Source organism: Stecheria intestinalis (genome assembly GCF_009696165.1).
GTDB classification, from domain to species: domain Bacteria; phylum Bacillota_I; class Bacilli_A; order Erysipelotrichales; family Erysipelotrichaceae; genus Bulleidia; species Bulleidia intestinalis.
The window spans coordinates 1-23,055 of record NZ_VUMN01000011.1; the positions used below are offsets into that span (position 1 = coordinate 1).

General features: G+C 42.1%; 20 protein-coding genes. 8 read left to right on the plus strand and 12 right to left on the minus strand.

Going from position 1 to position 23,055, the window contains the following annotated elements:
• The first annotated feature begins 58 nt into the window (after positions 1-58).
• The gene (locus tag FYJ51_RS05830) at positions 59-295 is read left to right on the plus strand and encodes a transposase domain-containing protein (RefSeq protein ID WP_154504159.1); all 237 of its coding nucleotides are present in this window, start codon (positions 59-61) and stop codon (positions 293-295) included.
• A gap of 79 nt (positions 296-374) precedes the next feature.
• Here the strand turns inward: FYJ51_RS05830 and FYJ51_RS05835 are convergent, their stop codons facing one another.
• Positions 375-635 carry a hypothetical protein gene (locus FYJ51_RS05835; protein ID WP_154504161.1) on the minus strand — a complete coding sequence of 87 codons (261 nt, stop codon included), beginning with the start codon at positions 633-635 and terminating at the stop codon, positions 375-377.
• 337 nt (positions 636-972) lie between these two features.
• Between FYJ51_RS05835 and FYJ51_RS05840 the strand changes: the two genes are divergently transcribed.
• The 3 genes from FYJ51_RS05840 (at position 973) to FYJ51_RS05850 (ending at position 4,276) form a co-directional block, all read left to right on the plus strand.
• Positions 973-2,031 (plus strand): tyrosine-type recombinase/integrase, encoded by a 1,059-nt coding sequence (locus FYJ51_RS05840; RefSeq protein ID WP_205946211.1) that lies wholly within the window; start codon positions 973-975, stop codon positions 2,029-2,031.
• 486 nt (positions 2,032-2,517) lie between these two features.
• Positions 2,518-3,852: an ATP-binding protein gene (locus FYJ51_RS05845; protein WP_154504165.1), complete on the plus strand. Its 1,335-nt coding sequence runs from the start codon at positions 2,518-2,520 to the stop codon at positions 3,850-3,852.
• A gap of 139 nt (positions 3,853-3,991) precedes the next feature.
• Positions 3,992-4,276 carry a tyrosine-type recombinase/integrase gene (locus FYJ51_RS05850; RefSeq protein ID WP_268892639.1) on the plus strand — a complete coding sequence of 95 codons (285 nt, stop codon included), beginning with the start codon at positions 3,992-3,994 and terminating at the stop codon, positions 4,274-4,276.
• A 94-nt stretch (positions 4,277-4,370) separates the two neighbouring features.
• Here the strand turns inward: FYJ51_RS05850 and FYJ51_RS05855 are convergent, their stop codons facing one another.
• The 8 genes from FYJ51_RS05855 to FYJ51_RS05890 form a co-directional block, all read right to left on the minus strand.
• The gene (locus tag FYJ51_RS05855) at positions 4,371-5,024 is read right to left on the minus strand and encodes an SGNH/GDSL hydrolase family protein (protein WP_154504169.1); all 654 of its coding nucleotides are present in this window, start codon (positions 5,022-5,024) and stop codon (positions 4,371-4,373) included.
• Positions 4,987-5,637, minus strand: a complete 651-nt coding sequence (locus FYJ51_RS05860; protein WP_154504171.1) for a hypothetical protein — start codon at positions 5,635-5,637, stop codon at positions 4,987-4,989. The genes FYJ51_RS05855 and FYJ51_RS05860 overlap by 38 nt, the downstream gene beginning before the upstream one ends.
• A gap of 9 nt (positions 5,638-5,646) precedes the next feature.
• Positions 5,647-7,380, minus strand: coding sequence for a glycoside hydrolase family 2 protein (locus FYJ51_RS05865; protein ID WP_154504173.1), 1,734 nt, complete (start codon positions 7,378-7,380; stop codon positions 5,647-5,649).
• Between the two features lie 5 nt (positions 7,381-7,385).
• Entirely contained in the window at positions 7,386-9,401 is a 2,016-nt protein-coding gene (locus FYJ51_RS05870) for an AbfB domain-containing protein (RefSeq protein WP_154504175.1), read from the minus strand.
• Position 9,402: 1 nt separating this feature from the next.
• Positions 9,403-11,376: a glycoside hydrolase family 43 protein gene (locus FYJ51_RS05875; protein WP_154504177.1), complete on the minus strand. Its 1,974-nt coding sequence runs from the start codon at positions 11,374-11,376 to the stop codon at positions 9,403-9,405.
• Positions 11,373-12,209 (minus strand): carbohydrate ABC transporter permease, encoded by an 837-nt coding sequence (locus FYJ51_RS05880; protein ID WP_154504179.1) that lies wholly within the window; start codon positions 12,207-12,209, stop codon positions 11,373-11,375. The genes FYJ51_RS05875 and FYJ51_RS05880 overlap by 4 nt, the downstream gene beginning before the upstream one ends.
• A gap of 2 nt (positions 12,210-12,211) precedes the next feature.
• The gene (locus FYJ51_RS05885; protein WP_205946213.1) at positions 12,212-13,105 is read right to left on the minus strand and encodes a carbohydrate ABC transporter permease; all 894 of its coding nucleotides are present in this window, start codon (positions 13,103-13,105) and stop codon (positions 12,212-12,214) included.
• 65 nt (positions 13,106-13,170) lie between these two features.
• A complete protein-coding gene (locus FYJ51_RS05890; protein ID WP_205946214.1) occupies positions 13,171-14,550 on the minus strand; it encodes an ABC transporter substrate-binding protein in 1,380 nt (459 codons plus the stop codon).
• Between the two features lie 276 nt (positions 14,551-14,826).
• Between FYJ51_RS05890 and FYJ51_RS05895 the strand changes: the two genes are divergently transcribed.
• The gene (locus tag FYJ51_RS05895) at positions 14,827-15,747 is read left to right on the plus strand and encodes an ArsR/SmtB family transcription factor (protein ID WP_154504183.1); all 921 of its coding nucleotides are present in this window, start codon (positions 14,827-14,829) and stop codon (positions 15,745-15,747) included.
• A gap of 101 nt (positions 15,748-15,848) precedes the next feature.
• Here FYJ51_RS05895 and FYJ51_RS05900 read toward each other — a convergent pair whose 3' ends face one another.
• Genes FYJ51_RS05900 through iscB form a run of 3 tightly spaced genes read right to left on the minus strand, consistent with a single transcriptional unit; the run spans position 15,849 to position 18,442 of the window.
• The gene (locus FYJ51_RS05900; RefSeq protein WP_154504185.1) at positions 15,849-16,094 is read right to left on the minus strand and encodes a LexA family protein; all 246 of its coding nucleotides are present in this window, start codon (positions 16,092-16,094) and stop codon (positions 15,849-15,851) included.
• A gap of 1 nt (position 16,095) precedes the next feature.
• Complete coding sequence (locus tag FYJ51_RS05905; protein WP_205946215.1) at positions 16,096-17,037, minus strand: RepB family plasmid replication initiator protein; 942 nt, start codon at positions 17,035-17,037, stop codon at positions 16,096-16,098.
• 43 nt (positions 17,038-17,080) lie between these two features.
• Positions 17,081-18,442 carry an RNA-guided endonuclease IscB gene (gene iscB / locus FYJ51_RS05910; protein WP_154504189.1) on the minus strand — a complete coding sequence of 454 codons (1,362 nt, stop codon included), beginning with the start codon at positions 18,440-18,442 and terminating at the stop codon, positions 17,081-17,083.
• 2,089 nt (positions 18,443-20,531) lie between these two features.
• Here iscB and FYJ51_RS05915 point away from each other — a divergent pair.
• Genes FYJ51_RS05915 through FYJ51_RS05925 form a run of 3 tightly spaced genes read left to right on the plus strand, consistent with a single transcriptional unit; the run spans position 20,532 to position 22,882 of the window.
• Positions 20,532-21,020 (plus strand): hypothetical protein, encoded by a 489-nt coding sequence (locus tag FYJ51_RS05915; RefSeq protein WP_154504191.1) that lies wholly within the window; start codon positions 20,532-20,534, stop codon positions 21,018-21,020.
• The gene (locus FYJ51_RS05920) at positions 21,010-21,939 is read left to right on the plus strand and encodes a ParA family protein (protein WP_154504193.1); all 930 of its coding nucleotides are present in this window, start codon (positions 21,010-21,012) and stop codon (positions 21,937-21,939) included. Before FYJ51_RS05915 ends, FYJ51_RS05920 begins: the two co-directional genes overlap by 11 nt.
• Positions 21,926-22,882: a ParB N-terminal domain-containing protein gene (locus FYJ51_RS05925; RefSeq protein WP_154504195.1), complete on the plus strand. Its 957-nt coding sequence runs from the start codon at positions 21,926-21,928 to the stop codon at positions 22,880-22,882. Before FYJ51_RS05920 ends, FYJ51_RS05925 begins: the two co-directional genes overlap by 14 nt.
• Positions 22,883-23,055: the final 173 nt, after the last annotated feature.

The window sequence follows — 23,055 nt, forward strand, 5'->3', positions numbered from 1 at the left end:
TAATGTGAGGATAACGCAAGTTATCATCATATGTGGATAACTTGCCGAACGCGAGGGAATGAAACCGATCGTTCTCGCCAGAAAGAACTTCCTGTTTGCGGATACAGAGAGAGGCGCGACAGTCAGTACATATTATTTTTCGATTCTGATCTCTGCCAAGCTGAATCATCTGGATCCAGAGAAATATCTGGCATATGTCTTCCGTGAACTGACTGAACATGATCTGAGCCCTGAATCCATAGAACGAGTCCTGCCCTATTCCGATCAGCTTCCCGACACGCTGAGAGTCAGATAGCCTATCAAAGATAATCCCCCCGGCACATCTATGTCTGCTTTTTAAGACGTTGGTGTGCCGGGGTTAATACTATGCAGACCTATTGACGCTTACCCTGCAGCTGAGAATATTCGGCAAAACACGGAGTTTTATTAGAAACAGGATTATTGATGATGGGAGCCGGCTGTAAATCTGATTCCTGCTGAGCAAAAGCCAGATCTACAGCTTTCTTATGCCAGTAGTAATACTTCTTCCTTGGCTCGCCGATCCGCTCGCAGTATTCATCAACAGTAAGTTTCAGCTCTTCACGTTCCTTGAATCTCTTCATCCAGATGGCAAGCTTCATCGCATTTTTATTCATATGCCCCCAAACATCCCATTTTCGTTTTAGGATCTTTGGTACATATTCGCATAGATTTGGGATAATGTATCCGTACTATTTATTAAGCGTTTACGAGTAATTCATGAACTTTCTTTTCCTCCAACACGTATGTTAAAGAATTAACAATGGTTCCAACATTAAGGGATTATTAAAATTAAAAACTGGCCAGTCATTTTATCTATCAGATGAAGTCAATCCAGTAACTTTACTAGAAGAAGAGAAACACAACGCCGTTTTCACGTGCGCATTATCAATGCTAGTTAAAAAAGTTGTTAGCTATCACTTCCAGAAATATTTTACGAAGTATAATTTTTATATGTCCGACTACAGCAAACAGATTGACGCTGAAAACGAGCGCAGACTCAGCGAAATTCTCCAGGAGCTTCCCCAGTTCGCCAAGCTCTACTTTGACGATGCCCGCCGCTCCAAGCTCCCGCGCACCAGGCTTGGCTATGCGCGTGACCTGAAGCATTTCTTCGACTGGCTGCAGACGACGGCAGGATTCCGTGATGTGAATCTGCGCACCGCATCCCCTTCCATCCTGGAGCAGCTCACGTTTGAAGATTTCGAAGAGTACAAGTCCACGATGGAGTATTCCTCGCGGACAGATCAGCGCGGCAGGCCTCTTCTCGCCGAGAGCACTACCCTTGCGCGTCGGCTTTCAGCTCTCAGGTCCTTCATGAAGTTCTATTACACGATCGGCGCGATCAGGCAGAACCCCGCGATGTATATCTCTATGCCGAAGATCGCCAGTCACGAGATCATCGCTCTGGATCCCTCAGACGTCGATCTGATCCTGCAGACCGCAAGGAGCACGGATGGGCTGACGAACAACCAGATCGCCCGGCGCCGCATCACCGAAAAGCGTGACATCGCAATCCTGATGGCGCTGCTTGGCACTGGGATCCGCGTGTCGGAGCTCGTCGGTCTCGACACGAAATCCGTCGACTTCCGCAATGGCATGATCACAGTCACGCTCAAGGGAGGAAACGACGGCCACTCCTTCTTCGGTCCTGAGGTAGAAGCTGCGCTGCAGGATTACATCGAAAACGGCAGGCCCCTTCTGAGACCCGCCGTGAATGATGATGCGCTGTTTCTCTCTGTCCGCCATCAGCGGATGACCGTGCGTGCAGTCGAACTGCTCGTCAAGGATTACACTGAGCGTGCCGGGATCGCAAACGCTGACCGGATCACTCCGCATAAGCTGCGGGCGACCTACGGGACGCAGCTGTACGCAAACTCAGGAGACATCAGACTGGTAGCATCAACGCTGCACCACAAGTCCATCGAGACGACGTCGAAGCATTATGTCAAAGACTCCGAGGATCAGCATGATCAAGTGGTGAAATACTCCAGTAAGATGTTTAAAGAATAGATTGACTCATTGATGAACTGCTCAGATCAGAAGCACTGCAGCCTTGGTTTTGAAAATGAGCGTTTGCGCTGTCAGAATTCTGCATCCAGAGAGCAGGCTATTGACCACGTCCCCGTTACGGACGGTTGTGATTCATATTATCTTATGTTGCAACTATACTTATCAGATTCTTCTTTGCCGCATTAGCTCCTCTTTCGTGATGTGCTCCGCATGCCGGGCGTGTCCATTCACGGGCCTTCAGCCAGCCATAATATCTTCAGCAGGGCCTGTTGTTTACTTCGCCGCATACAAAACACGTCCAACGGGTACATGCATGGTTTACTTTCATAAACATTTCATCAACGACAGGAAAATCAATGCGGAACCCAGGATCTGTCTGACTGGCTATTGTGAATAACCCAAAGAACTGTGGCCGATTCTTGATAGGATATGTATAATAGGAATTAGTCAAAGTCTTTGAACCATTCTTAATAGGGAGGTAATTCTATGGAATATGCTAGACAGAAATATCTGAATATGCTGATAGAAAGAAAATGGAATGGTCTTGTCAAAATTGTGACCGGGGCAAGAAGAGTGGGAAAGTCCTATCTGATGAATGAACTTTTCTATCAAAGCCTTCGCAGTGATGGCGTCCCGGCAGATCATATCATTCGGTTTTCGTTTGATTCAGACGAGGATATCGATCTGCTGAGCTCGTATTATCCCGAACAGGAAACCAAGATCTATACAAAGAAAAATGTCTATGTTGTAAATGCGGCAAAATTCAGAGCATACATCCGCGATCATACAAATGATACCAATCAGTTTTATCTGCTTCTGGATGAAGTGCAGCTGCTGGAAAACTTTACCGGGACACTGAACAGTTATCTCAGGCTCAAAAATTTTGATCTTTATGTGACAGGCTCCAATTCACATTTTCTTTCCACAGACATTGCGACGGAATTCAGAGGAAGAGGATCGGAGATCCATATGCTGCCTCTGACATTCAGAGAATACTGTGAGAACGTTCCTGCGGATCGGGTACAGAGCGCATGGGGTACATATCTGATCTATGGGGGAATCCCGATTGTGGCTCAGATGCAGACAGAAACGGAAAAAACTACCTATCTGAAGAATCTGTGCAGCGAAACCTATCTGAAAGATATTGTTAACCGCAATGACATACGTAAAACGCAGGAATTATCTGATACGTTTGATATGTTCGCATCAATGATCGGCTCACCAGTCAATATGCTGAAGCTTGCTAATACATTTCACTCCATGCACCATAAGGAAATCAATGCTGGAACACTGGCCAAATTTGAAGAACTTATGGAAAACGCATATCTGATTTCTAAAGCGAAGAAATACAGCATCAAGGGAAAGAAATACATCGATCAGCCTTTCAAGCTGTATTTTGAAGACACCGGTGTACGTAATGCCAGACTGAACTTCAGACAGATCGAGGAAACACATCTGATGGAGAACGTCATCTATAATGAGCTGCGTGCACGTGGATTTAATGTAGATGTAGGTGAAATGGATGTAAATGTTCCAACCGTCCGAACAGACGCCAATGGAAAAACAATTTATGCCAGGAAGGCATTAGAAATTGATTTCGTTGCAACCTTGGGCAGTCGGAAATACTATATTCAGTCTGCTCTTTCCATTGCAGATGAAGAAAAGGAATACCAGGAAAAAAGATCCCTGTATGCAATTGATGATTCATTTAAGAAGATTGTTGTGACAAAAAACGGTATGCCCGTGACAAGGGATGAAAAGGGAATTACCACGATGGACCTGTTCACATTCCTTCTGGATGAAAACAGCCTGGAGCTATGATCGTGAATCGGAATCTGCAATTCAGGTAATGCTTATATCTGCTGTGAAAACATTAAAGTCTTTGATTGATTCTCATTATAAAATCCGAAGAAGATTCTGATCACACCGAATCTTCTTTTCTTGTGCGCTTGATTATGCGCTGTTTCTCTCTGTCCGCCATCAGCGGATGACCGTGCGTGCGGTCGAGCTCCTCGTCAAGGATTACACTGAACGTGCCGGGATCGCAAATGCAGACAGGATCACGCCGCACAAGCTGCGTGGGACTTACGGGACGCAGCTGTATGAGCAGCCCGGAGACATCAAGCTGGTTGCATCCACGCTGCACCACAAGTCCATCGAAACGACATCGAAGCATTATGTGAAAGACTCTGAGGAGCAGCATGATCAGGTAGTGAAATACTCAAGCAGAATGTTCAAAGAGTAGGTAGACTGCCTCATCCCATTTGATATATTTTCAGGCAATAAGGAGATTTTCGTTGCTGATTGCATCTCCCATATTCTTGAGATATGAAATGTGCTTATTGTGCTTTTAAAAACTTAATGATTTTTTCTGCTATCAATTTGTGCCCTGTCACATTAGGGTGAAGGCCATCAAAAGTATAATCCTGAGCAAAACTATTCATAGGACCAGAATTATCTCCATACAAATCCAAAACCTGGACATCATCTTTAGCGCAGACATCTTTAATTGCTTTAACATAAGTGCACAAAGGCGGACCAGGCTGTTTCTTTGAGCCATCTCCACGAGAGTCATTTTCATTCAATCTATGCAGAGGAGTAATAAAAAATATAAAAGCATTTGGAAAGTTTCTCTTGAGATATTGAATCAGATAATTCAGTGCGCCGCAAAAGGTGTCAGGAGTTTTATCACTAGTTTTCCCGATAGGTGCATCCCCGTGCCCATAATCATTTGTACCTCCAAACACACACACTATATCCGCGTCTGTGTCCATCGTTTCACATCTCATGCAGAAATCTCTATCTGCCATAGGATCATCTGACGGATATTTTTGACGTGCTATTCTGGTTGCGCAAACTCCATAATTTCTTACAGCTGGTAAGTCCCCTTTCTTTTGAATCAGATTAGGGAAAATATCATCAGGATTATCAATTCCAAAACCATAGGTGATGCTATCACCTAGAATATTCATCTTCTTTCCATTGAGCTCCATTTTTTATCTCCATCCATTTATAGCAATAACAATAAAGCAGCAGAACCGGAATCCCTGTAATAGAAAAAATCATGCAAGCATATGGAAACAGAAAGATAGCTTCAATCCATAAAGTACGTAATACATTAATAGCAATGCAGAGATTGCTTTGATGAAATAAAACTTCTTGTATACGAAGGAAATGACCATCTAATATCATCGGTGTAATAATCTGATAACATAGGAAAATAGCAAGAACTGATTGGCCAAAAATAAGGTATCTAGTTTCAGCAAGGATTGAAAAGGCAAAATATACAGGCATATAAGATGTAAAGAAAATAACCATGTATATCAATCCAATGAGGCAGCCTTCTTTCGCACTTTCTTTATAAAAGCGAAATAACATCCGCGCATTCATTTTAGTGGAAGATTGAAATGAATCTTTAATTGCCTTAAATAATGAACATGTAAAGATCCCTGCATGAAACAGAAGCACTAGTCCTAATAGCAAAAATACTTTTGACTTCAGATGAAGACCAAGCATCAGCAAAGCGAATACCGGTGCTTCAAATAATACATATATTAAGTTTACAGCTTCAAGATTCCATATTTCATCATAGACTTTCTTCCACATACTGCTGGATCACTTCTCTCTGTTTAATGCTGCAATTTTTTCAACTGGGATTTTGGGCTTTCGATCATAAGTAAGCAGCCCATTCTTTTCAGAATCAATATCTGTAAACTGCGTGTAACAATACCCTGCTAAAATCGGGGAAGCTTTAATAGCATCAAAAACATTATTCAGATGAAGGTAATAGCTCTTAGGATCCTGATCAGATGAGTAACCCCAATCGCCTTCTGACATATTGCTGTAATTTAGGGCAATTCCCCCAAATTCAGTCAACAGTATTGGCTCGCCTTTATATTTACCATTTACATATAAATAATGTCCGCCAGGCAAGAACTTCAAAATGTTATCCATGGAAGAATAACGGTTTCTCAAAACATCCTGATTTCCTTCATAGTCGTGAATTGTCAGCAAGTCACTATTAAGATGTTCCCAGCCATCGTTATCAATTACAATTCTAGATTGATCCAATGATTTCGTAATATGATACATTGCTCCACAGTGAGCCTGTTCCATAGCATTTTCTTTTATTTCCTGTATCCCCCACGATTCATTAAGCGGGACCCAGGCGATAATACTAGGATGATTATAATTCTGCAAAATATTCTCAGACCATTCTTTATACATTTCAGCTGCATAACTGCTCGTATATAGATATGCAGAACCGAATTCAGCCCATACAAGCAATCCCATTTTATCCGCAAAATAAAGAAACCTCGCGCATTCTACTTTTTGGTGAATTCTAACACCGTTAAATCCCATCTGTTGAATAAGAGTGATGTCCTTGATGATATCTTCATCGCTCCCAGGTGTCATAAGAGAATCAGGCCAATACCCTTGATCCAGGACCATTTTTAAATAATAAGGGCGATTGTTTAATAGAACCCTGCCATTTTCTACTGAAATTTTCCGCATCCCAAAATAGGAAAAAACTTCATCTATGACTTCACTTTTCTCGTTATACAAAGTATACCGGACATCAAAAAGATATGGATGCTCTGGAGACCATGTAAGATCTTCATAAAAATTCCATGCCGCAATAGCAGTTTGGTTTAATTGGATGGAATAAGTCCCGCTTTCACACTTATTGTGAATTGATAATGTTGAGACAATCTTTCCTTGATAAGATATTTCGGTATCCAGCCTGATCGCCGCGGGCAAATTTAACTGATAGTCAAACCGAACAGATTTTTCATCATAACGAGGAGTTATTCTTACTGAGCAAAGATAAATATCGGATACGAATTCAAGCCACACATTTTTCCAGATTCCTGTTGTATGAGTGTAGAAAATGCTTTTTGGCTTATCCTCCCAATACTGTTTTCCCCTTGTCATGCTCAGATTTTTATGGTCGTCTTCCGCCTGTACTACAATTTGGATACTCTGCTTGTTGTAGATGGCACTCGAAATGTCAAACACAAAAGCTGTCTGCCCGCCAACGTGGGAACCGATATACTGTCCATCAATCCAGACGTTGCATCGATAATCAACTCCATCGAAATGCAGAAGACATTTCCCTGATTTGTTATATTGGATCTCAGTGGTCCTTCTATACCAAACAGAAGAATGCATCTCCGTTTGGTTAATTTCAGACATTTTTGATTCATAACAGAATGGAACAGTTATTTTTTTGTCAAAAATAGGCTGATCAAAGGAGAATTCCCACGTGCCATTCAAATTGACCCAGTTACTTCTGCAAAAGCTTGGATTTGGATGCCCGCAATCCACTATATTTTCACTTGTCTTCATAATAATCACTGTTTCTCCAAAATGAACGTAGCGTCTAACTTGTCCAGGTCTGTGGTTATTGAAGAAATAATCAAATAGCTGTTGTAATGCCTAATATATTGTCCTGAATAATTGTAGGTTTCAAATGAATTTCCTGATGTATCTGAAAGGCCTTCATGCATGATCCATGTAGCATCATTCTTAAACAGATCTGTTCCATCATTCTGAGAAATAATTACCTTTCCATCTTTATGTCGGAGATAATATCCAGGTTGGTCCACAGATTCAAAAGATACTGCATTAGAATCGGCAAGGCCATTGACGAGTTTCCATTGTGAGCTTTTCAAGGCCAAAGATGTTGATTGGTTAGCAATTAGCAATGATCCGGATGTGTCATGGTATACATGACAATCGCTGATGTTAAAGGAACGAAATCTAGCAATGGAATAAATTCTTTCGATCTTCCATAATTGAGTAGCAGAATCAGACAAACTATTTTGTGCAATATTCGCATGCAATGAAGTTGAATTATTTTCTGTGTCCAGGTATAAGCCGCTGCATACATTCTGTATTCGGAAATACCCATTACCAGCCGCAAGGAATCTCCAGCTTTCTGCCGGCGAATAATTCACATCCCATTGTTGAATTAAGGTCCCATCAGCATTCGATCCGTTTGGATTATCCAAAGCCAGATTGCTGAATTGATTAATTAAAGTAAAACTTCCATCTCCATTATCATGAGTCATCCAACTTTGTGTTTTCTCGTTGTTATCAGTCCAGAGGATCATAGTTGTTCCCCATGATGTAGACCCGCCTGCATCATCAAGGCAAAAGTTATTAGCCGAATTAGATATTTTATACTCGGCTCCATTAACAAATATTTGGCCATTCGAAAGGTAGGCAGAGTTTGAACGAATTTCATTCCAACTTCCATTGTAATAGTTATTAATTTCTACCAAATGATTGTCAAAGCCAAGCAATGTTCCACTCCAGCTGCTCCCTTTGTTTTCATTCCTAACCAAAGTTAGAGGCGCTTCTGCCAATTGCCAGCTTTGTCCGTGATCAGTACTCATGAATAATTCGCTTGGTGAGCAAGTATCATTCATTCCTCGCACAAAAATAGTGTCAGCTCCCGTCCCATTATTTAGTACAGCCAATTCTGGGCACTGATGGCATTCATAAGATCCTGATAAAATTAATGTGCCAATATCACTTTGTTCTCCCCAGTTAATACCATCTGAGGAAATCCTGTAACTAACTTTGCCATTATTTCCATCTCCAATATTTTCATAGACCATGAAGTATGACCCATTCGATAGCTTTTCAACCCTGGGCATACCTGGTCTCCACTGAGTAGGGCTGACTCCTCGAACCCATCCTTCAACATACTTTCCAGCAATTATTGAATAGGATCCCCATGTAATTCCTCCATCAGTAGAGATTTCCTCAGCAATGCATTGATCGTATCCTTCTTGTCTCTCATCTGAATAATAGCAAACGAGACTACCATCAGATAGCATCTGAAATTCAGGCTCCCAAACCGTCTGATTATCTGTTCCCCTTGCCGCTAAATCACTATGCTTCTGCCAGGTAATACCATTATCTTCACTACGCCAAATATGAATGCAGTATTCATTGCTACTCCAGTCAGAAGTTGCAAATAGTACAGTCCCAGCCGAATAGTTACCTACGGTCTGAGGTAGAACGTACATTCCGCACATTCCCATTTTGTCACTTGATAACCGTTCCCAATTGGAAGGATCTAATTCACTGACTTGAGTCCACGTTTTTCCATTATCTGAGCTTTTGAAAAATAAATAGCTTTTCATTCCCTGCCAGTTGGAATTTATGGGAAACTCACGGCACCATGTCATAAGAAGATCATTATTATTTAAACGAACACTTCTTTCATAAAAACCATTTGGTTCTGCTGCATTTCCGGAAATTGTAGTTCCCGAAATATCTTCTGCAAGTAAATTTGTTAAAGGAAACAGGAAGCAAGAAAGAATTATGGCAATGCCCCTCATTATTCTTTTTTTCATTTTATTCACCAATTAGTTCACATTGAAAATTGTTGATCGTAGTATTAATTAGCTGCAATCCAACAGAGCCAAACTCGAAATCATCATCTTCATAACTCAGAATTTCTTTATTATTTCTGCCAGAGTAAACTGCTATTTTTTCGTTTTCATATTCCAACAGTAACTGAATTTCGTGAAGGTCAATTTCTACATCTGCTTGTGCTACCAGCACTTCTTCATATCTGGACTTATAGAGAAATGCTTTATGCTCTGTTAGCTTTAGACAATAGCCCACATAAAATTGAAGGCCAAGTATCTCATCATTTCCTTCACCGCCATTTGCAAAATCGTTGCCACGGAAAATGATTCCAACTGTTCCTGTTTCGCTAGAATTCACATCGCCTGTAAGGAGTATTTTCCCGTTATGAAAAACTGTCTTGCTTAAAGGAAATTTCTTGGTCCCTGAAATAGCTTCATACTCAAAGTGTTCCCTCTTTGGCTCAAATATTGGCTCTGCAATAATCCGATTGATTGTTCCATTTGAGCAGTTAAAAAAATACTTAGTTTTTCCCGGGCATAAAGTGATAACCTGTTCAAATCTTTTTTCATTGACTTTTTTGATGCTTCTGTCATTCACAGTCAAATACTCAGCATTTTCTGACGTATTAATTACAAGCAGACATTTTTTATCATCTTCACTTAGAAAATTAAGCACAACATTATTTTTGTCAGAATAGTACTGGTCAAATGGCACATGATATTCAAGGCCTTTCACTTTTATTGCTTCGTTAAATCTGAAAGAGCTGAGGAAAATACTGCCTTTCTTTCCAATCAGTTTTATTTGATATGCAGAAGCAAAACTAATTATTTGTTTCATTACAAGAACTGGCCCGATATGCATGGTGAGCACTTCATTGCAAAGATTCAGTTTAAAGCATTGAAGATTCAAAAAGCTCAACATACTATATGTTGTCTTTCCAATGTTAGTTCCTTTTATTGATAAAGAAACACTGCTATCAAAAGCGGCTATCGAAATATGAAGATCATTGATAATGATTTTAAATTCATCGCTACTTTCTGTTGCCTTAAGCCAGATCTCACCTCTAAAGCTTGAGTTTAGGTTTCCAAGAATTACAGTGCTGGTCTCAGGCACTATCTTTTGTGGTTTCTGCTGGATCTCGGAAGCCCCTGGGATTTCCTGAATTGCTGTATCAGCAGAATAAACACCTACAGTTCCTGATCGCATCATTATCTGAGCAATATTCAAATCTCTTGTCAGATCCGGATTCATGTTGTGGTAAATAATGTAATCCGTATATAGATCAGGGCCAGTTATTGTAGAGCTGTGTCCGAGCCCATAATAAGAATCATCCGTACTAATAATTAGAGGATTATTATTAACTGGCTTAAAAGGGCCTTGTGGTCTATCACTCACTGCAGCGTGAATACGGTATCCATGTGATAAATAATGATTTCCAGTAAAAGTAATATAGTAATAATTTCCTCTTTTTACAGTAAACGGGCCTTCCGTCCAACCGTTTAGATAACAGCCAGTATTAACAGGAGAGCCAATTTCTGTTGGAGAGGCCATCTTTGCACTCAGAATTCCCTCATCGCTTGCCCAATAAAAGTACCACTGGCCATCATCATCAATGAAGACACTGCCATCAATATTGTGCTTAAGGTTATTGGTTATCGGGGAAAACGGACCTTCGGGAGAAATACTTTCTAATACATAATGGCCTGTGCCTGAGGGAGAAGTATAGAGATAAAATTTGCCGTTCCAGTATGTTACTTCCGGTGCAAACGGAACAAGTCCTGGGAAGATATCATCTGAAATTACTGGTCCGCATAGATCCCAGTGAATCAAATCTGTGGATTTCCAACATCGCAAATCCGGATTTGTGCAATAAAGATAGTAAACACCGTCATACTGCATGACAAAGGGATCTGCGAAATCTCCGGACTTTTTGATTGGATTATGATAGTAGTTCATCCTTTTACTCCCGTTAATGCAAAGGATTCAGTAAAGTATTTCTGACACGTAATAAATAGTATCAGTACCGGCAGAATTGCAATCATTGATGCAGCCATCACCATAGGTACATTTGTTTGCTGGATATAGTGAGAATTCATCATAGCTATAGCAACTTGAACCGTCTGTTTTGAAGTGCTGTGAGTAAATACTAATGGTCCGAAATAATCATTCCATGTTGTCATAAACAGCATGATGATATTTGCAATAATTGCCGGCTTGCTTAAAGGAAGAAAAATTTTGAAGTATGCCTGGAAATAATTACAACCATCGATTTTTGCGGCGTCCAGTAGATCAGTTGGAAGTCCAGTCATGTACTGCCTTAGGAAGAAAATATTGTTAATATTGCAAAGCGATGCAGGAACAATCATTGGCAGCAATGTATCAATCCAATGAATCTTTGAATATATAGCAAACAGCGGGACAAGAAGGACAATGAAAGGAACCATCATTGTTGATAGAAGCATCAGAAAGATGGTGTTCTTCATCGGAAATTGAAGCTTTGCAAAAGCAAATGCTGCCATGGTTGATGTAAAAGTTGAAGCTGTCAACACGATAGCACTGATGATAAAACTGTTCTTAATACCAGTAAGCAGATTAGACTCTTTCCAAACATCGATATAATTATTCCAATTAACTGGATTTGGAATCCATTCAGGCGGAATTGTATATACAAGATTCGGGTATTTTAATGAAGTCACAATCATCCAAGCAAATGGAAGCACCATGCTGCATGCTCCAATTGCAATGATAATAAATACAATGGCTCGTTTGATTGATGTTTTCCGCTTCATAATCAATATCCCTCAAATACCCACTTCCGGGAAATTTTGAACTGTAAAAGAGATAGTACCATTATGAGAATTCCAAACAATGTTGCTGCAGCACATGCATACCCCATTTGCGAACTGGTGAAAGCCTTTTGCCAAATATAGAAAACCATAGTACTGACGCCGTAACCTCTGCCTCCATCTGGTGCAAACAACTGTACTTCAACAAACGTCTGCAGCGATCCGATGATTCCTACAATCAGCAGATAGAATGTTGTCGGAGTCAGCAGCGGAAGGGTGATACGGAAAAACATTTGCTTGCTTGTTGCACCGTCTATTTCTGCTGCTTCATATAATGTTTTCGGAATAGAATTTAGTGCAGCTATGTAATATATGGAAATTATGCCGATCATTTTCCAGGAAATCATGATGACAATCATTCGTTTTGTCCATACTGGATCATTCAGCCAATCTGGCCCGGTGATGCCGAAGATTGACAGGAAATTATTGACTAATCCATACTGTGAATTGAACAGCCATTTCCAAATCAAAGCCAGAGCAACAACTGAAGAAATAAATGGAAGATAATAAATAGCTCTGAAAACCTTTTCTCCAAGTATTTTCTTATGGCAGGCGTAGGCAAACAATAATGCAAACAGGATATAGATTGGTACTGGAATAAGCATATAGAACGTATTCTTTAATGAAATCCAGAATTTATGATCCTGAAATAACTTGATAAAATTCTCCATGCCTACAAATTGCCTTTTCGGAGAAAGAATATTCCAGTCTGTAAATCCAGCAAAAATGCAGATGCAGAGCGGCAGGAGGAAAAAGAATAGAAAATATAATATCCCAGGTGTCACAAATAGTAATCCGGCTATATTTTCTTCCCTTTTCAGATTTTTTCTCTTTTTCATAAAACCTCCTGAAATAGTTAACCGAGCGCATATTCTCATACACTCGGTTAACTAACTTTGTTCAATTATTCTCCGTATTTTTCCTTCTGTTCATTTGCTTCATCCAGCAATGCCTGAACATCTGGTTTAATGGATTTGCAATATTCTTCGGCTGTCATTTCACCGTTGTAAACTGCATCAATATTTGAATTGAATTCGTTGAACCAATCCTGATTAAATGTACGAGACTGTGTTGCAAGGCGTGCATGATTTTCCAGAATATCGAATAATACGTCCTTGCTAGCTGGCGCTTTGTCAAAATCCATATATTCGCCATAAGCCATATCCTTTAATGTCGGGATCGCCTGGCCCATCTGATACGCTGTGCGCTGAGCATCTTCATTGAAGCACAGATATGCAGCAAGGTTACATGCAGCTTCTGCATTTGCTGTGTGCGAAGATACTGCAATTCCAGCACTTCCGAACCAGATCTCGCTCTTTCCAGTATTCGGGCTAACCGGCCAATTCATAACATCCCATTCAAAGTCACAGTTTTCCCAGAGATCTGCCAGGCTCCATGTCCCAGCTCCAACCATAGCAAGTTTTCCCTGCTTGAAGCGATCATAATCACTTAAGGATTCTGATTCTGCAACAGTCGGAGCAACGTTATATTTAAGCCTCAGATCAGCTGCCCACTGAAGAGCTTCAGTAAAAGCGGGATCATCAATTTCAACTGTTGTTAGTGTTTCGGGATCAACCCATTCACCGCCATTAGACCAGATCGCTGATTCGAGCGAATAAGCGCCAGACCCATAAATCTTTTCATBGCCTTCACCGCTCGTAAGTTTCTGAGCAGCATCAAGATAATCGTTCCAATCCCACGGATCATCAATTGTAGGAGGTGTAATTCCTGCTTCCTTAAAGAGATCTACATTGTAGAAAATTGGGAATACACTAACATCTTTTGGTAATGCATAGATACTTCCAGATCCTTGATTTTTACCATCATATTTGTAAAGGTCAATCAAAGCTGGCCAAATATTATCTGCGTCGAATATTTCATTGTTTTTCACAAAATCAGTCATATCATATAGATTTCCGGTTGCGGCATATTTCATCATATTGTCTACACCGCAGTAGAAAACATCAGGAGCTTCTCCAGCGCCAAACATTGTTTGAAGTTTTGTATCAAATTCATTATCAGCTACTACGATATACTCAACTTCAACGTCTGGGTACTTTTCCTCAAACTGATCAATTAAAGTTTGGTACGTTTTAATTTCCGAGTCGGTTCCCCATCCCATAAAAGAGATTTTTGTTTTTTCACCGCTCGAAGAAGAACTAGAGACAGCGGATGCACTTACTGTGCTTGCTGTACTTGAAGTATCAGCACCACCACATCCAGCTAACAAAGCCATAGATACAGAAATAGCAGTGCTTAACACCAATGATCTTGTTTTTTTCATCTTTCCCTCCATTTTGTTAAATCGTTGGATTTTATTAATGAATGGTCGCGGCCCAATTTATTAATGATGTTTTCAAATGCATTTTCTGTTTGAATACGGTTTCATTGTAGGCAATTACTCATTTAAATTCAATATTTCTGTTTTATAATATGAAAGCTGTGGAGTTTTTGAAAATTGAAACAGATTAATTATTTTAATTATTTATGCATTTTATATTGCATTTAAAATATGATTTATGGTTTTATTTGCTTAGCGAATCAAGCGCAGAGGCGTGTTATGGCGAAAATTTTATATGTTAGTGCAAATGATGCTGATATCTTATGCAAAGTTGGAAATGCTCTATCATCTCCGACACGAGTTAAAATACTGCAATTGCTTTACTATAAAAGCTATAACGTCAAAGAAATTGCTGCCATTTTAAACATTCCAGCATCAAGTGCAGCGCTGAATGTACGTGTTCTTGAAGAAGCTAATTTAATACAAACGCGTCAGCAACCTGGCAGCCATGGATCAATGAAAATATGCAGTCGAAAAAATGATTATATTAACATCCGCCTTTCCGGAAATGATCCAAACGTAGATCAAGTACGAACATGTTCAATGCCTATTGGCGCATATACAAATTGTTCCATTTCACCGACTTGTGGTTTAGCAAATGAAAAAGGCATGATAGGTTATGACGACAGCCCAAAAGACTTTTTTCTTCCGGAGCGCTTATCAGCTCAAATCTTATGGACTTCATCAGGATTTGTTGAATACAAATTTCCTTATCTCCTTGATCATGATGTAAATCCAAAAAAAATGATACTGAGTTTAGAATTATGTTCTGAAGCACCAAACTACAAAGAAAATTGGAAATCTGATATTACTTTCTGGATAAACAGTATCGAATGCGGAACCTGGACATGTCCTGGCGATTTCGGAAGCAGGCGAGGAAAACTCAATCCCAAATGGTGGGATAATGGCATGACTCAATTCGGAAAGCTGCTTCAGATTGAGATCAACACAAAAGAAACAATCATTAACGGTGTAACATCCTCAAACGTTACAATTAATAATTTTGAATTTGATCAGACAAATCCCATATTGATAAGAATCGGGAATAGGCCAGACGCTAAGTATATTGGAGGATTTAATTTATTTGGATCTGGTTTCGGGGATTATGAGCAGGATATAGTTCTTTCTTTCGTTTATTAATACATATTTCACACAGCATTAGAATGATAAACGCATGGCTGATACTGATACGTTCTTTTGACAGCGCAAACTAAAGATACTAATTACGATCCTTCTTGATTTCATAATAGAAAAAACATACCGATTTCTCCATCTTCCAGCGTATCAGCAACCTCAAAGATCAGAAGGTCTCCATCATTTATTCCAGCCGACGTCATTCCATCGCCGGCTGCGCGAGCTCCAAAATAATCTTTGTTTTCATCAAAGAATTCCTTCGGAATCCACATCGTTTTCTTAGCACTTCGGTCGAAGAAATCCGAAACTTCAGATAGTTCGCTGATATACTTTCCTGCTTCATCCTTGTTCATGCTATTCCTCTCCGGAATCTTTTCGAAAATCCAGGCTTTGGTCTGCTTCTTGTTTTGCTTTCTCGAGCTGTCTCTCAAGCGCCGGCTTCCGGTATTCCTTGATCTTTCTTTCCCGGATCTGGTCAGGAGACTCTCCGTCATAAGTCACGAATTTCTGGACGAGTGAATCCTTGCCAAGAGTCTTGTCCAGCATTTTCTTGATCTCTCTTTCCTTCGCATCTGCTTCTACGATTTCCGGAGTCCACTGGAAGTACACATAATTTGGCTTGGCAGCCCTTCCCCTTCCGATCGGAACCGGCTCAAATCCTGCAGTGATTGTTTTTGCATACATCCAGGTCAGAGATGAGAATTCCGGGATATGTTCTGCCAGATAATTGACAGCCGGATCAATTACCCTTCTCGTCAGTTCTTTTGTCTGATAGCTGTCCGGAACTCCATAGATCTTCCTGAAGTCAGCAATCGTGACAAAATAACGTCCAACCTGTCTCCACTGCTTTAATGAGCGATAAAGCTGCTTGCAATATGTTCCAGACAAAGAAAGATATTCTCTTAATTGGAAGAAAGTAAAACCATTCTGTCTAAGATAGTCATTGAACAGAGGGACAAACTCTTCTGCGACAGAAACAGAAAAATGGTTTCCATCTTCGCGCCGATATGAGGAAAGGAAATTAAATCGAGTATATCCACCATCTGAAGAATATCGATCGCCTGCTTCAATCTTGAACTCGCTGATCTTATCCCAGAGAGAGATCTCCATGTCGATGATCTGTTTTCTTGTCATGTGATAAGTCGGAGCAATCAGCTTTGCCACTTCGAGATCTTCCAGCACAACCCGATTGGTCCCCTGGTACTGAAGCTGCGCCACAATGGTCATCAGTAAATTGTTCTCAGTTTCTGTCAGAGAAGATAGAGAAACCAGATTGAAGTTATTCTGATATTTCACCGTTTTTTTCATGTTATAGACGCGGATACCTCGTCCATAGCTGTTAAGCTTGGGCGGGGAGGAAGTGCCATCCTCCTTCCTTTTTAATGCATGTCAGATCAGTCGCCTTGACTGATTTCCCTGTGTCTAGAATTACGCGAGCCCCTTTGCAATGGGAGCCGTTGACAACGAACCTCTGAGAGTGAAACACAATCGTATCGCCGGGCTGATAGGCATAACGATTCTTCCGAACTGATGTGCGTCCGGAAGAGCACTTATTTCCTCGATAGATGCGCTGATTCTTGTCCGAGCGTCTGCTTTCCCTGCGATTTATCCGTCCACATGAAAGCACAGCGCCGGACTTCTTGGCGCCATCCCGGATATCGATGTATTTTGCATCGTAGAACTTCGCAAGAATCCGGTTATTGCGGCGCTTCTTCTGATAGACAAGCTCTGTTGTCCGATGCCTTGGATGCAGAGAACCCACGCAGTAAGCATCGTTCGCATGCGTCTTTGCAAGATGCAGCGACTTTCTGGTTACAGATGTCTTTGCACCATACTGGATATGGATATCAATCTCTGGGTACTTCAGAACCAGTTCCCGATATATCGCCCAGCGCACGGTGCTCATATAGGTTGCTGCGGCCAGATTGGTGCTCTGCGGCTCCAGACCCCAGAGTGCACCGCCTGGCTTGTGGTTCTTTGCTGTATGGCAATGCTCGCACACTGTTAAGAGATTGCTGATCCGATTGGATCGATATCCCTTCCAGTACCCAATGTGATGCGTATGCAGAATCACGCCATCTTTGACAGATTTACCGCACACCTGACAGGTGTAGTGATCCCTGCTGAACACTGCTTCCCGTTCGGTCTGATACAGGTATTTTGATCCCCGCTGATAGTCCTTCCCTTCCGGGAGCGGCTTCCCATCTGCAATTGCCTGCAGAAGCTGGGTGTCGAACTTTCCCATCTCGAATGTCGCCGAGGTGATCGGCATAACTTTGCAGAATGATTCGAACAGGTTGATCTGGTTCTCCCTGCGATGCCGCAGGGAAGGCGCCATCTCCTGGTTCTTTCTGGACCGGTTGTCAAACCGAGGCTTCCGGTACCGCTGGCGATTCCGTCTTGTACGACGATACTTGCGGCGGTCGTTATGCCGCTCTGGCTCATTGCTCAGCATGTCGTACTGTGCATGGACAAATTCGTGCTTTTCAGACTTGATGGATACGCCGACATGCTGATAGCCCGTATCACAGGCATACTCAATCGGCTGTGTTTTCCCCTCCTCCCGGTCGATTAACCGGATCGTGAAAATCGGACGATAGCATTCAATCGCAGCACGTCCGCTCTTCAAGAGCTTTCGCGCTCTGTAGTTTGAAGTCGGCATCAGCTTCTGACCGGTGCTCGATAGTACTGCAACAGACATTCTCTGATGCCTCCTTTCTGCGGCTCAGCCGCTTTCTTTGTGCCCCGTTAAGGGCAGCTTACGCTTTCTGCAGTCGTATAGACCTGCAGCATCTCGCACTTACGATCACGAAGATCGCAGTAACGGTGGTCCACTTCGCCAATGTTGTCCGCTGGTCGAATGCATCTGCTGTACGTCTCCTACCTCTCAGAGGTTTTTAGCAGCAGATCCCAAGAGGTCTGGACTTGTGGAGCGTCCAGACGTAGCACAGCAGCAACGTAGTGCTCGAAGCACTTAGGCTAATCAACCAGGCTTGAAAAGCTGTAGTAGCCTTTCCAAGCCCTGTCTATAGTCCGCTAGGACTTAGGCGGGGTAGTTGATCCTGATTTCTCCTGGCAATTCTTATCCTAAAAAATTATAAAGAATGGTGCAGGATAAACAAAGGTATTTCCTAAATTTGTACACCATTATGTTTTCTTCCTATTTCTGTACACCTTTTGGAGCCTTCCTGGATCTGTACACCTTTCTTTCCTAGGTCTGTACACCTATTTTCCTATCCTGGTACACCGTTCTTCCTGAATCCGTACACCGTTAGTAAGAAACTTGTACACCGATCTTCTGATTTTCTCGCATATTCTCAACTTTTTTCGGGCACTTAAAGTTTTTAATAGTCTTTTTAAAGATTTGAAATATTTTCCTATAAAGAAAATGCCACCACTGTTCGTCTGGCTTCGAAATGTTACTTTTTGGGTTCAGTTTTCCGCCCTAATTTGCTCAGAATTTAATGGTGTACTATTTCCGAAATTAATTATCAGCTTTTATTAATTCGAACTTGTATTGACCTTTATTAAGCTTTTCTATTTTAAAGAATTCTTCCAGGCCACCAGTGGCCTGATTTAAAATTTCTGCATATTTAAGCCTATTTTTTAACTTTTAGCTAGGAAATTGAATGAATTCATTATTTTTACCTTCTATATTGCATATTCGGCTTTTCTGAATCTAAAAGCCATCATTTCTATCTGTGCTTTCCGATTCAATCAGCCTTAACCGTTCTTGGAATCCAAAGATATTTTTACAGATAATATTGTTTAGGCTTGATTTCTTAAATTATTTTTTGGTGTACTAATTTCGAAAATAATTGGACACTTGTATTAATTTTGCAATTCACAACTAGGCCTTTTGTCTTCTCTCTTTTCATTGTTCCCAGCGACCCATTTCCAACGACAATTGTATTCGTTCAGTCCATCACGATGATCAGCCATTGCCATTAAAATATATACTTCCGGTTAACGTGCTCGCAACATATGCTTTAAGAAATCCTATCATTCGTACAATAAGGATCGAGAATTCCAATTTCTAAACAAAGAGGTCCAGACTTTCTACTACTTGTTTTCATGGGGTCTCATCCAAAAAGGAGCACTAGTAAGAATTGCTTACGAAGGGTTATTAATGAATTTGAGTTCAATCAAAATCAATCTGTTAAACATTTCTTTCTGGAGGAACGGCTTTACTCTAAAGTCTTCTATTTCATGCATGAACGCAGGGGTTCGCTCTCATAATTCTACTGTCAGACAGGTTGCAGGTGATAGAAAACCGGTTTTGCAGAGAGAAGCATCTTCAATGATATTTTCCGTGAAGTTAAATCAAGCCTCTTTTATAGATTTGAGATTCAAAAGGAACACCTGAAATAGGAGGGGATGATATTTATCTGGATATCTGATTGTTGTCCTCAGTTTTCTATTAGGAAAGATTCACCTACCTAGATCTTTTAAATGTTCTTTTAGGTCAAAAATTAGGGCATAGAATGCATCAGTATAAATAACGATATTCCCAGGCCACCGGTGGCCTGACTCACAATTTCCGCATAGTTATGCGGAAAAAATAAGAATCCTAAGTAAAAATCAGGCTTCAATTTTATTAAGTCCAAGCACATTCAGATTGTACACTTGTATATTTTTATTGACTCTGCTTCGAAATACTGATTAAATTGGTAAAGAAGGGAATATGGTATCGGCTTCATTCACTCTTTTCCTCCAGGCCACCGGTGGCCTGACATCGAAAAACCGCATAAATAAGCCATATTTCGAGAAAACAGGGAGAAAATTCAAGAATGGCAGTTCAATATCGGGATACTACATTTCAGAACATATTCGATTCCATTCTCACCGCAACCGGGTTCAATGTTTCAGATGCTTATAAAGTCATCCGCGGCAAGGGAGTGAATATCTCTTACGCTGCACTGACCAAATATATCAAATTCACCAGAGTCCCAAGCTTCACGACAGCCAAAAGCATCCTCTCAGCATTCAACTTCACGATCCAGGATGCAGACCTGGCGGATGTCCTGCAGTATTCAAGAGCACAGCTGAAACGCTACGGCTTCAGCGGCACGCAGTATTATCAGCCCCAGCTCCGCCTGAATCCTGCGCGCTTCGGAGAGTTCACCTCAGCCCAGTTCTCAGATCTTCTGGACATAAGAGTACGCAACGGCGGCTACAGCTCGCTGAATGATTACATCTCAAGCCTGATTGAGCAGGACCTTGCAGCAAACCATTACATTTCCGCAAAGGCGGAAGAAGGAGAGCATCATGACAACTAGAGTGATCGCAATCGGAAATCAGAAGGGCGGCGTAGGCAAGACCACCAACAGCCTGAACATCTGCTATTCCCTGGCAAACACCTATGGGAAGAAGACGCTTCTGATTGATTTTGACCCGCAGGGCTCTGCATCGCTGAACCTGGGTCTCGACATCATCGACTCGGATCTCTACACGATCAACAAGGTTCTTGAACCGTATGTGGTCCGTCAGGAACGTCAGCTTTCCTGGGACGACATTGCTCCGGCAATCGTCACTCCGACGTTCTCCTCCGTGAAGCAGAACGGCATGGAGTGGGTCCCCTATGATGCTCCGTTCGGCTTTGATGTCATTCCTTCGGCCCTGAATCTTTCCGTGGTTGAGATGGAGATGAGCATCATCGGCGGCAAGTATTTCCGCGGCATCATTAAGTCCTCCTACATGCTCGATGTGGTGAACCTGATCAAGGAACACATGGACTACGACTACATCGTGATCGACACTCCGCCCTCTCTCGGTCCGCTGTCCGTGAACGGAATGGCTGCGGCAAAGGACGGCATCCTGATCAGCACGAACATGGATATCATGGCCTTACGCGGAATCGGTCCGTTCATTGAATCCGCAAAGCAGGCGGCCGGCACCGAGGAAGACCACCGCGGCATCATCGGCATCATTCTCTCGCTCTACAGCGACCGCAGAGTCGTGGACCGCAGCATCGACGACTGGATCAAGAAGTTCCTCCCGATCCCGACGTTCTCCTCTCACATCCCGGACAGTGCTGACGCGAAGAAAGCCAACGTCAACAACCGCCTGTTCGCCCAGGTGTCGAAGAAAGCCAAGACCGCCTATGACGACCTCACGAAGGAGATCATGACGATCGTCGAAGACCCCAATGCCGTGATCGGAAACGCAAAGGAGGCAGCACAGAATGGCGAAGAATAGTTTTTCGGCGCTGAATCAGCTGAGCCGCBAGATTCCGGGAACGCGGAAATATGCCTCCGAGACAACGGAGAAAATGCTCTACGGCAATTCGGACAGACCGGTCAACGAAGTCCCGGAGATGCAGACGGAAGCGATCCGCCTCGACCTGATCAAAGAACGTGAAGAGAACTTCTTCTCAGAGGTTCCGGATGATCAGCTGATCGAGAGCATCCGGCAGTACGGCGTCATCAATCCGCTTGCAGTGACGATGAAGGAAGGGGATAAGACCTACACAATCTCCGCCGGCCACCGCAGATTTGCTGCAATGAAGAAGCTCCATGAGGAGGATCCGGAGAACCCGCTCTACACGACGATCGACTGCCGGGTCTATGTGATCACCGATGACCCGGAGAAGCTGAAGCTCAGACGGGAATACATCACGAAGGAACAGGAGGAGGCGATCTATGAGGAATCCAACCTCCTGACCCGTCAGCTGACCGAGCGTGACGGTGCCCGCAACATGAGATACATCTGCTCGAAGTTCAGTGATAAGGAATATGTTCAGAACATTGCCCGCCAGGCGGAAAAGCGCGGGGAGAAGATCTCTCTCGACCGGGTGAACACCTGGAAGCTTGCCGAGACGGTACTTGCCTCCATGAACATCCAGGGCTGGAAGAAGACGAAGATCAAGTATTACATTGCGGTATACAACGCCGGAAGACAGGATCTTCTGGACCAGATTGAAAACGGAACGCTGTCCGTGAAGAGCGCCTATGAGACGATCAATGAAAAGCGGAAGAATGAGCGCAATGCCGGCCGCAAGTCAAACAAGATTGCTCCGTTCAGAAGGGCATCCAAGGAGTTCTTCCTTGAGGCGGAGAAACGGGAATATTCCGCTGCGGAAGTGAATGAACTGAAGAAGATCTACGAATCCCTTGGAAAAATCATTGAAAAGAACGAATAAATCTCACGAGAAGCAGGACAGAAGATCTGAGTCCTGCTTTTATTGTGCCCACGCCGTGGGCAGAAAACTGGTTCCTCTATTTTCGGAAACAGGAAAACGGAAATTTCAGAACGCTGCGAAATAGCCGATTTTGTTTCACGTAGAACAAAAATACATAATACCGTGCATCAATG

What these genes read in the sequence shown, in the direction of transcription:
- FYJ51_RS05830 (WP_154504159.1), top strand. Translation starts at nt 59, where the DNA reads ATGAAACCGATCGTTCTCGCCAGAAAGAACTTCCTGTTTGCGGATACA.
- FYJ51_RS05835 (WP_154504161.1), bottom strand. Translation starts at nt 635, where the DNA reads ATGAATAAAAATGCGATGAAGCTTGCCATCTGGATGAAGAGATTCAAG.
- FYJ51_RS05840 (WP_205946211.1), top strand. Translation starts at nt 973, where the DNA reads ATGTCCGACTACAGCAAACAGATTGACGCTGAAAACGAGCGCAGACTC.
- FYJ51_RS05845 (WP_154504165.1), top strand. Translation starts at nt 2,518, where the DNA reads ATGGAATATGCTAGACAGAAATATCTGAATATGCTGATAGAAAGAAAA.
- FYJ51_RS05855 (WP_154504169.1), bottom strand. Translation starts at nt 5,024, where the DNA reads ATGGAGCTCAATGGAAAGAAGATGAATATTCTAGGTGATAGCATCACC.
- FYJ51_RS05860 (WP_154504171.1), bottom strand. Translation starts at nt 5,637, where the DNA reads ATGTGGAAGAAAGTCTATGATGAAATATGGAATCTTGAAGCTGTAAAC.
- FYJ51_RS05865 (WP_154504173.1), bottom strand. Translation starts at nt 7,380, where the DNA reads ATGAAGACAAGTGAAAATATAGTGGATTGCGGGCATCCAAATCCAAGC.
- FYJ51_RS05870 (WP_154504175.1), bottom strand. Translation starts at nt 9,401, where the DNA reads ATGAAAAAAAGAATAATGAGGGGCATTGCCATAATTCTTTCTTGCTTC.
- FYJ51_RS05875 (WP_154504177.1), bottom strand. Translation starts at nt 11,376, where the DNA reads ATGAACTACTATCATAATCCAATCAAAAAGTCCGGAGATTTCGCAGAT.
- FYJ51_RS05880 (WP_154504179.1), bottom strand. Translation starts at nt 12,209, where the DNA reads ATGAAGCGGAAAACATCAATCAAACGAGCCATTGTATTTATTATCATT.
- FYJ51_RS05885 (WP_205946213.1), bottom strand. Translation starts at nt 13,105, where the DNA reads ATGAAAAAGAGAAAAAATCTGAAAAGGGAAGAAAATATAGCCGGATTA.
- FYJ51_RS05895 (WP_154504183.1), top strand. Translation starts at nt 14,827, where the DNA reads ATGGCGAAAATTTTATATGTTAGTGCAAATGATGCTGATATCTTATGC.
- FYJ51_RS05900 (WP_154504185.1), bottom strand. Translation starts at nt 16,094, where the DNA reads ATGAACAAGGATGAAGCAGGAAAGTATATCAGCGAACTATCTGAAGTT.
- iscB (WP_154504189.1), bottom strand. Translation starts at nt 18,442, where the DNA reads ATGTCTGTTGCAGTACTATCGAGCACCGGTCAGAAGCTGATGCCGACT.
- FYJ51_RS05915 (WP_154504191.1), top strand. Translation starts at nt 20,532, where the DNA reads ATGGCAGTTCAATATCGGGATACTACATTTCAGAACATATTCGATTCC.
- FYJ51_RS05920 (WP_154504193.1), top strand. Translation starts at nt 21,010, where the DNA reads ATGACAACTAGAGTGATCGCAATCGGAAATCAGAAGGGCGGCGTAGGC.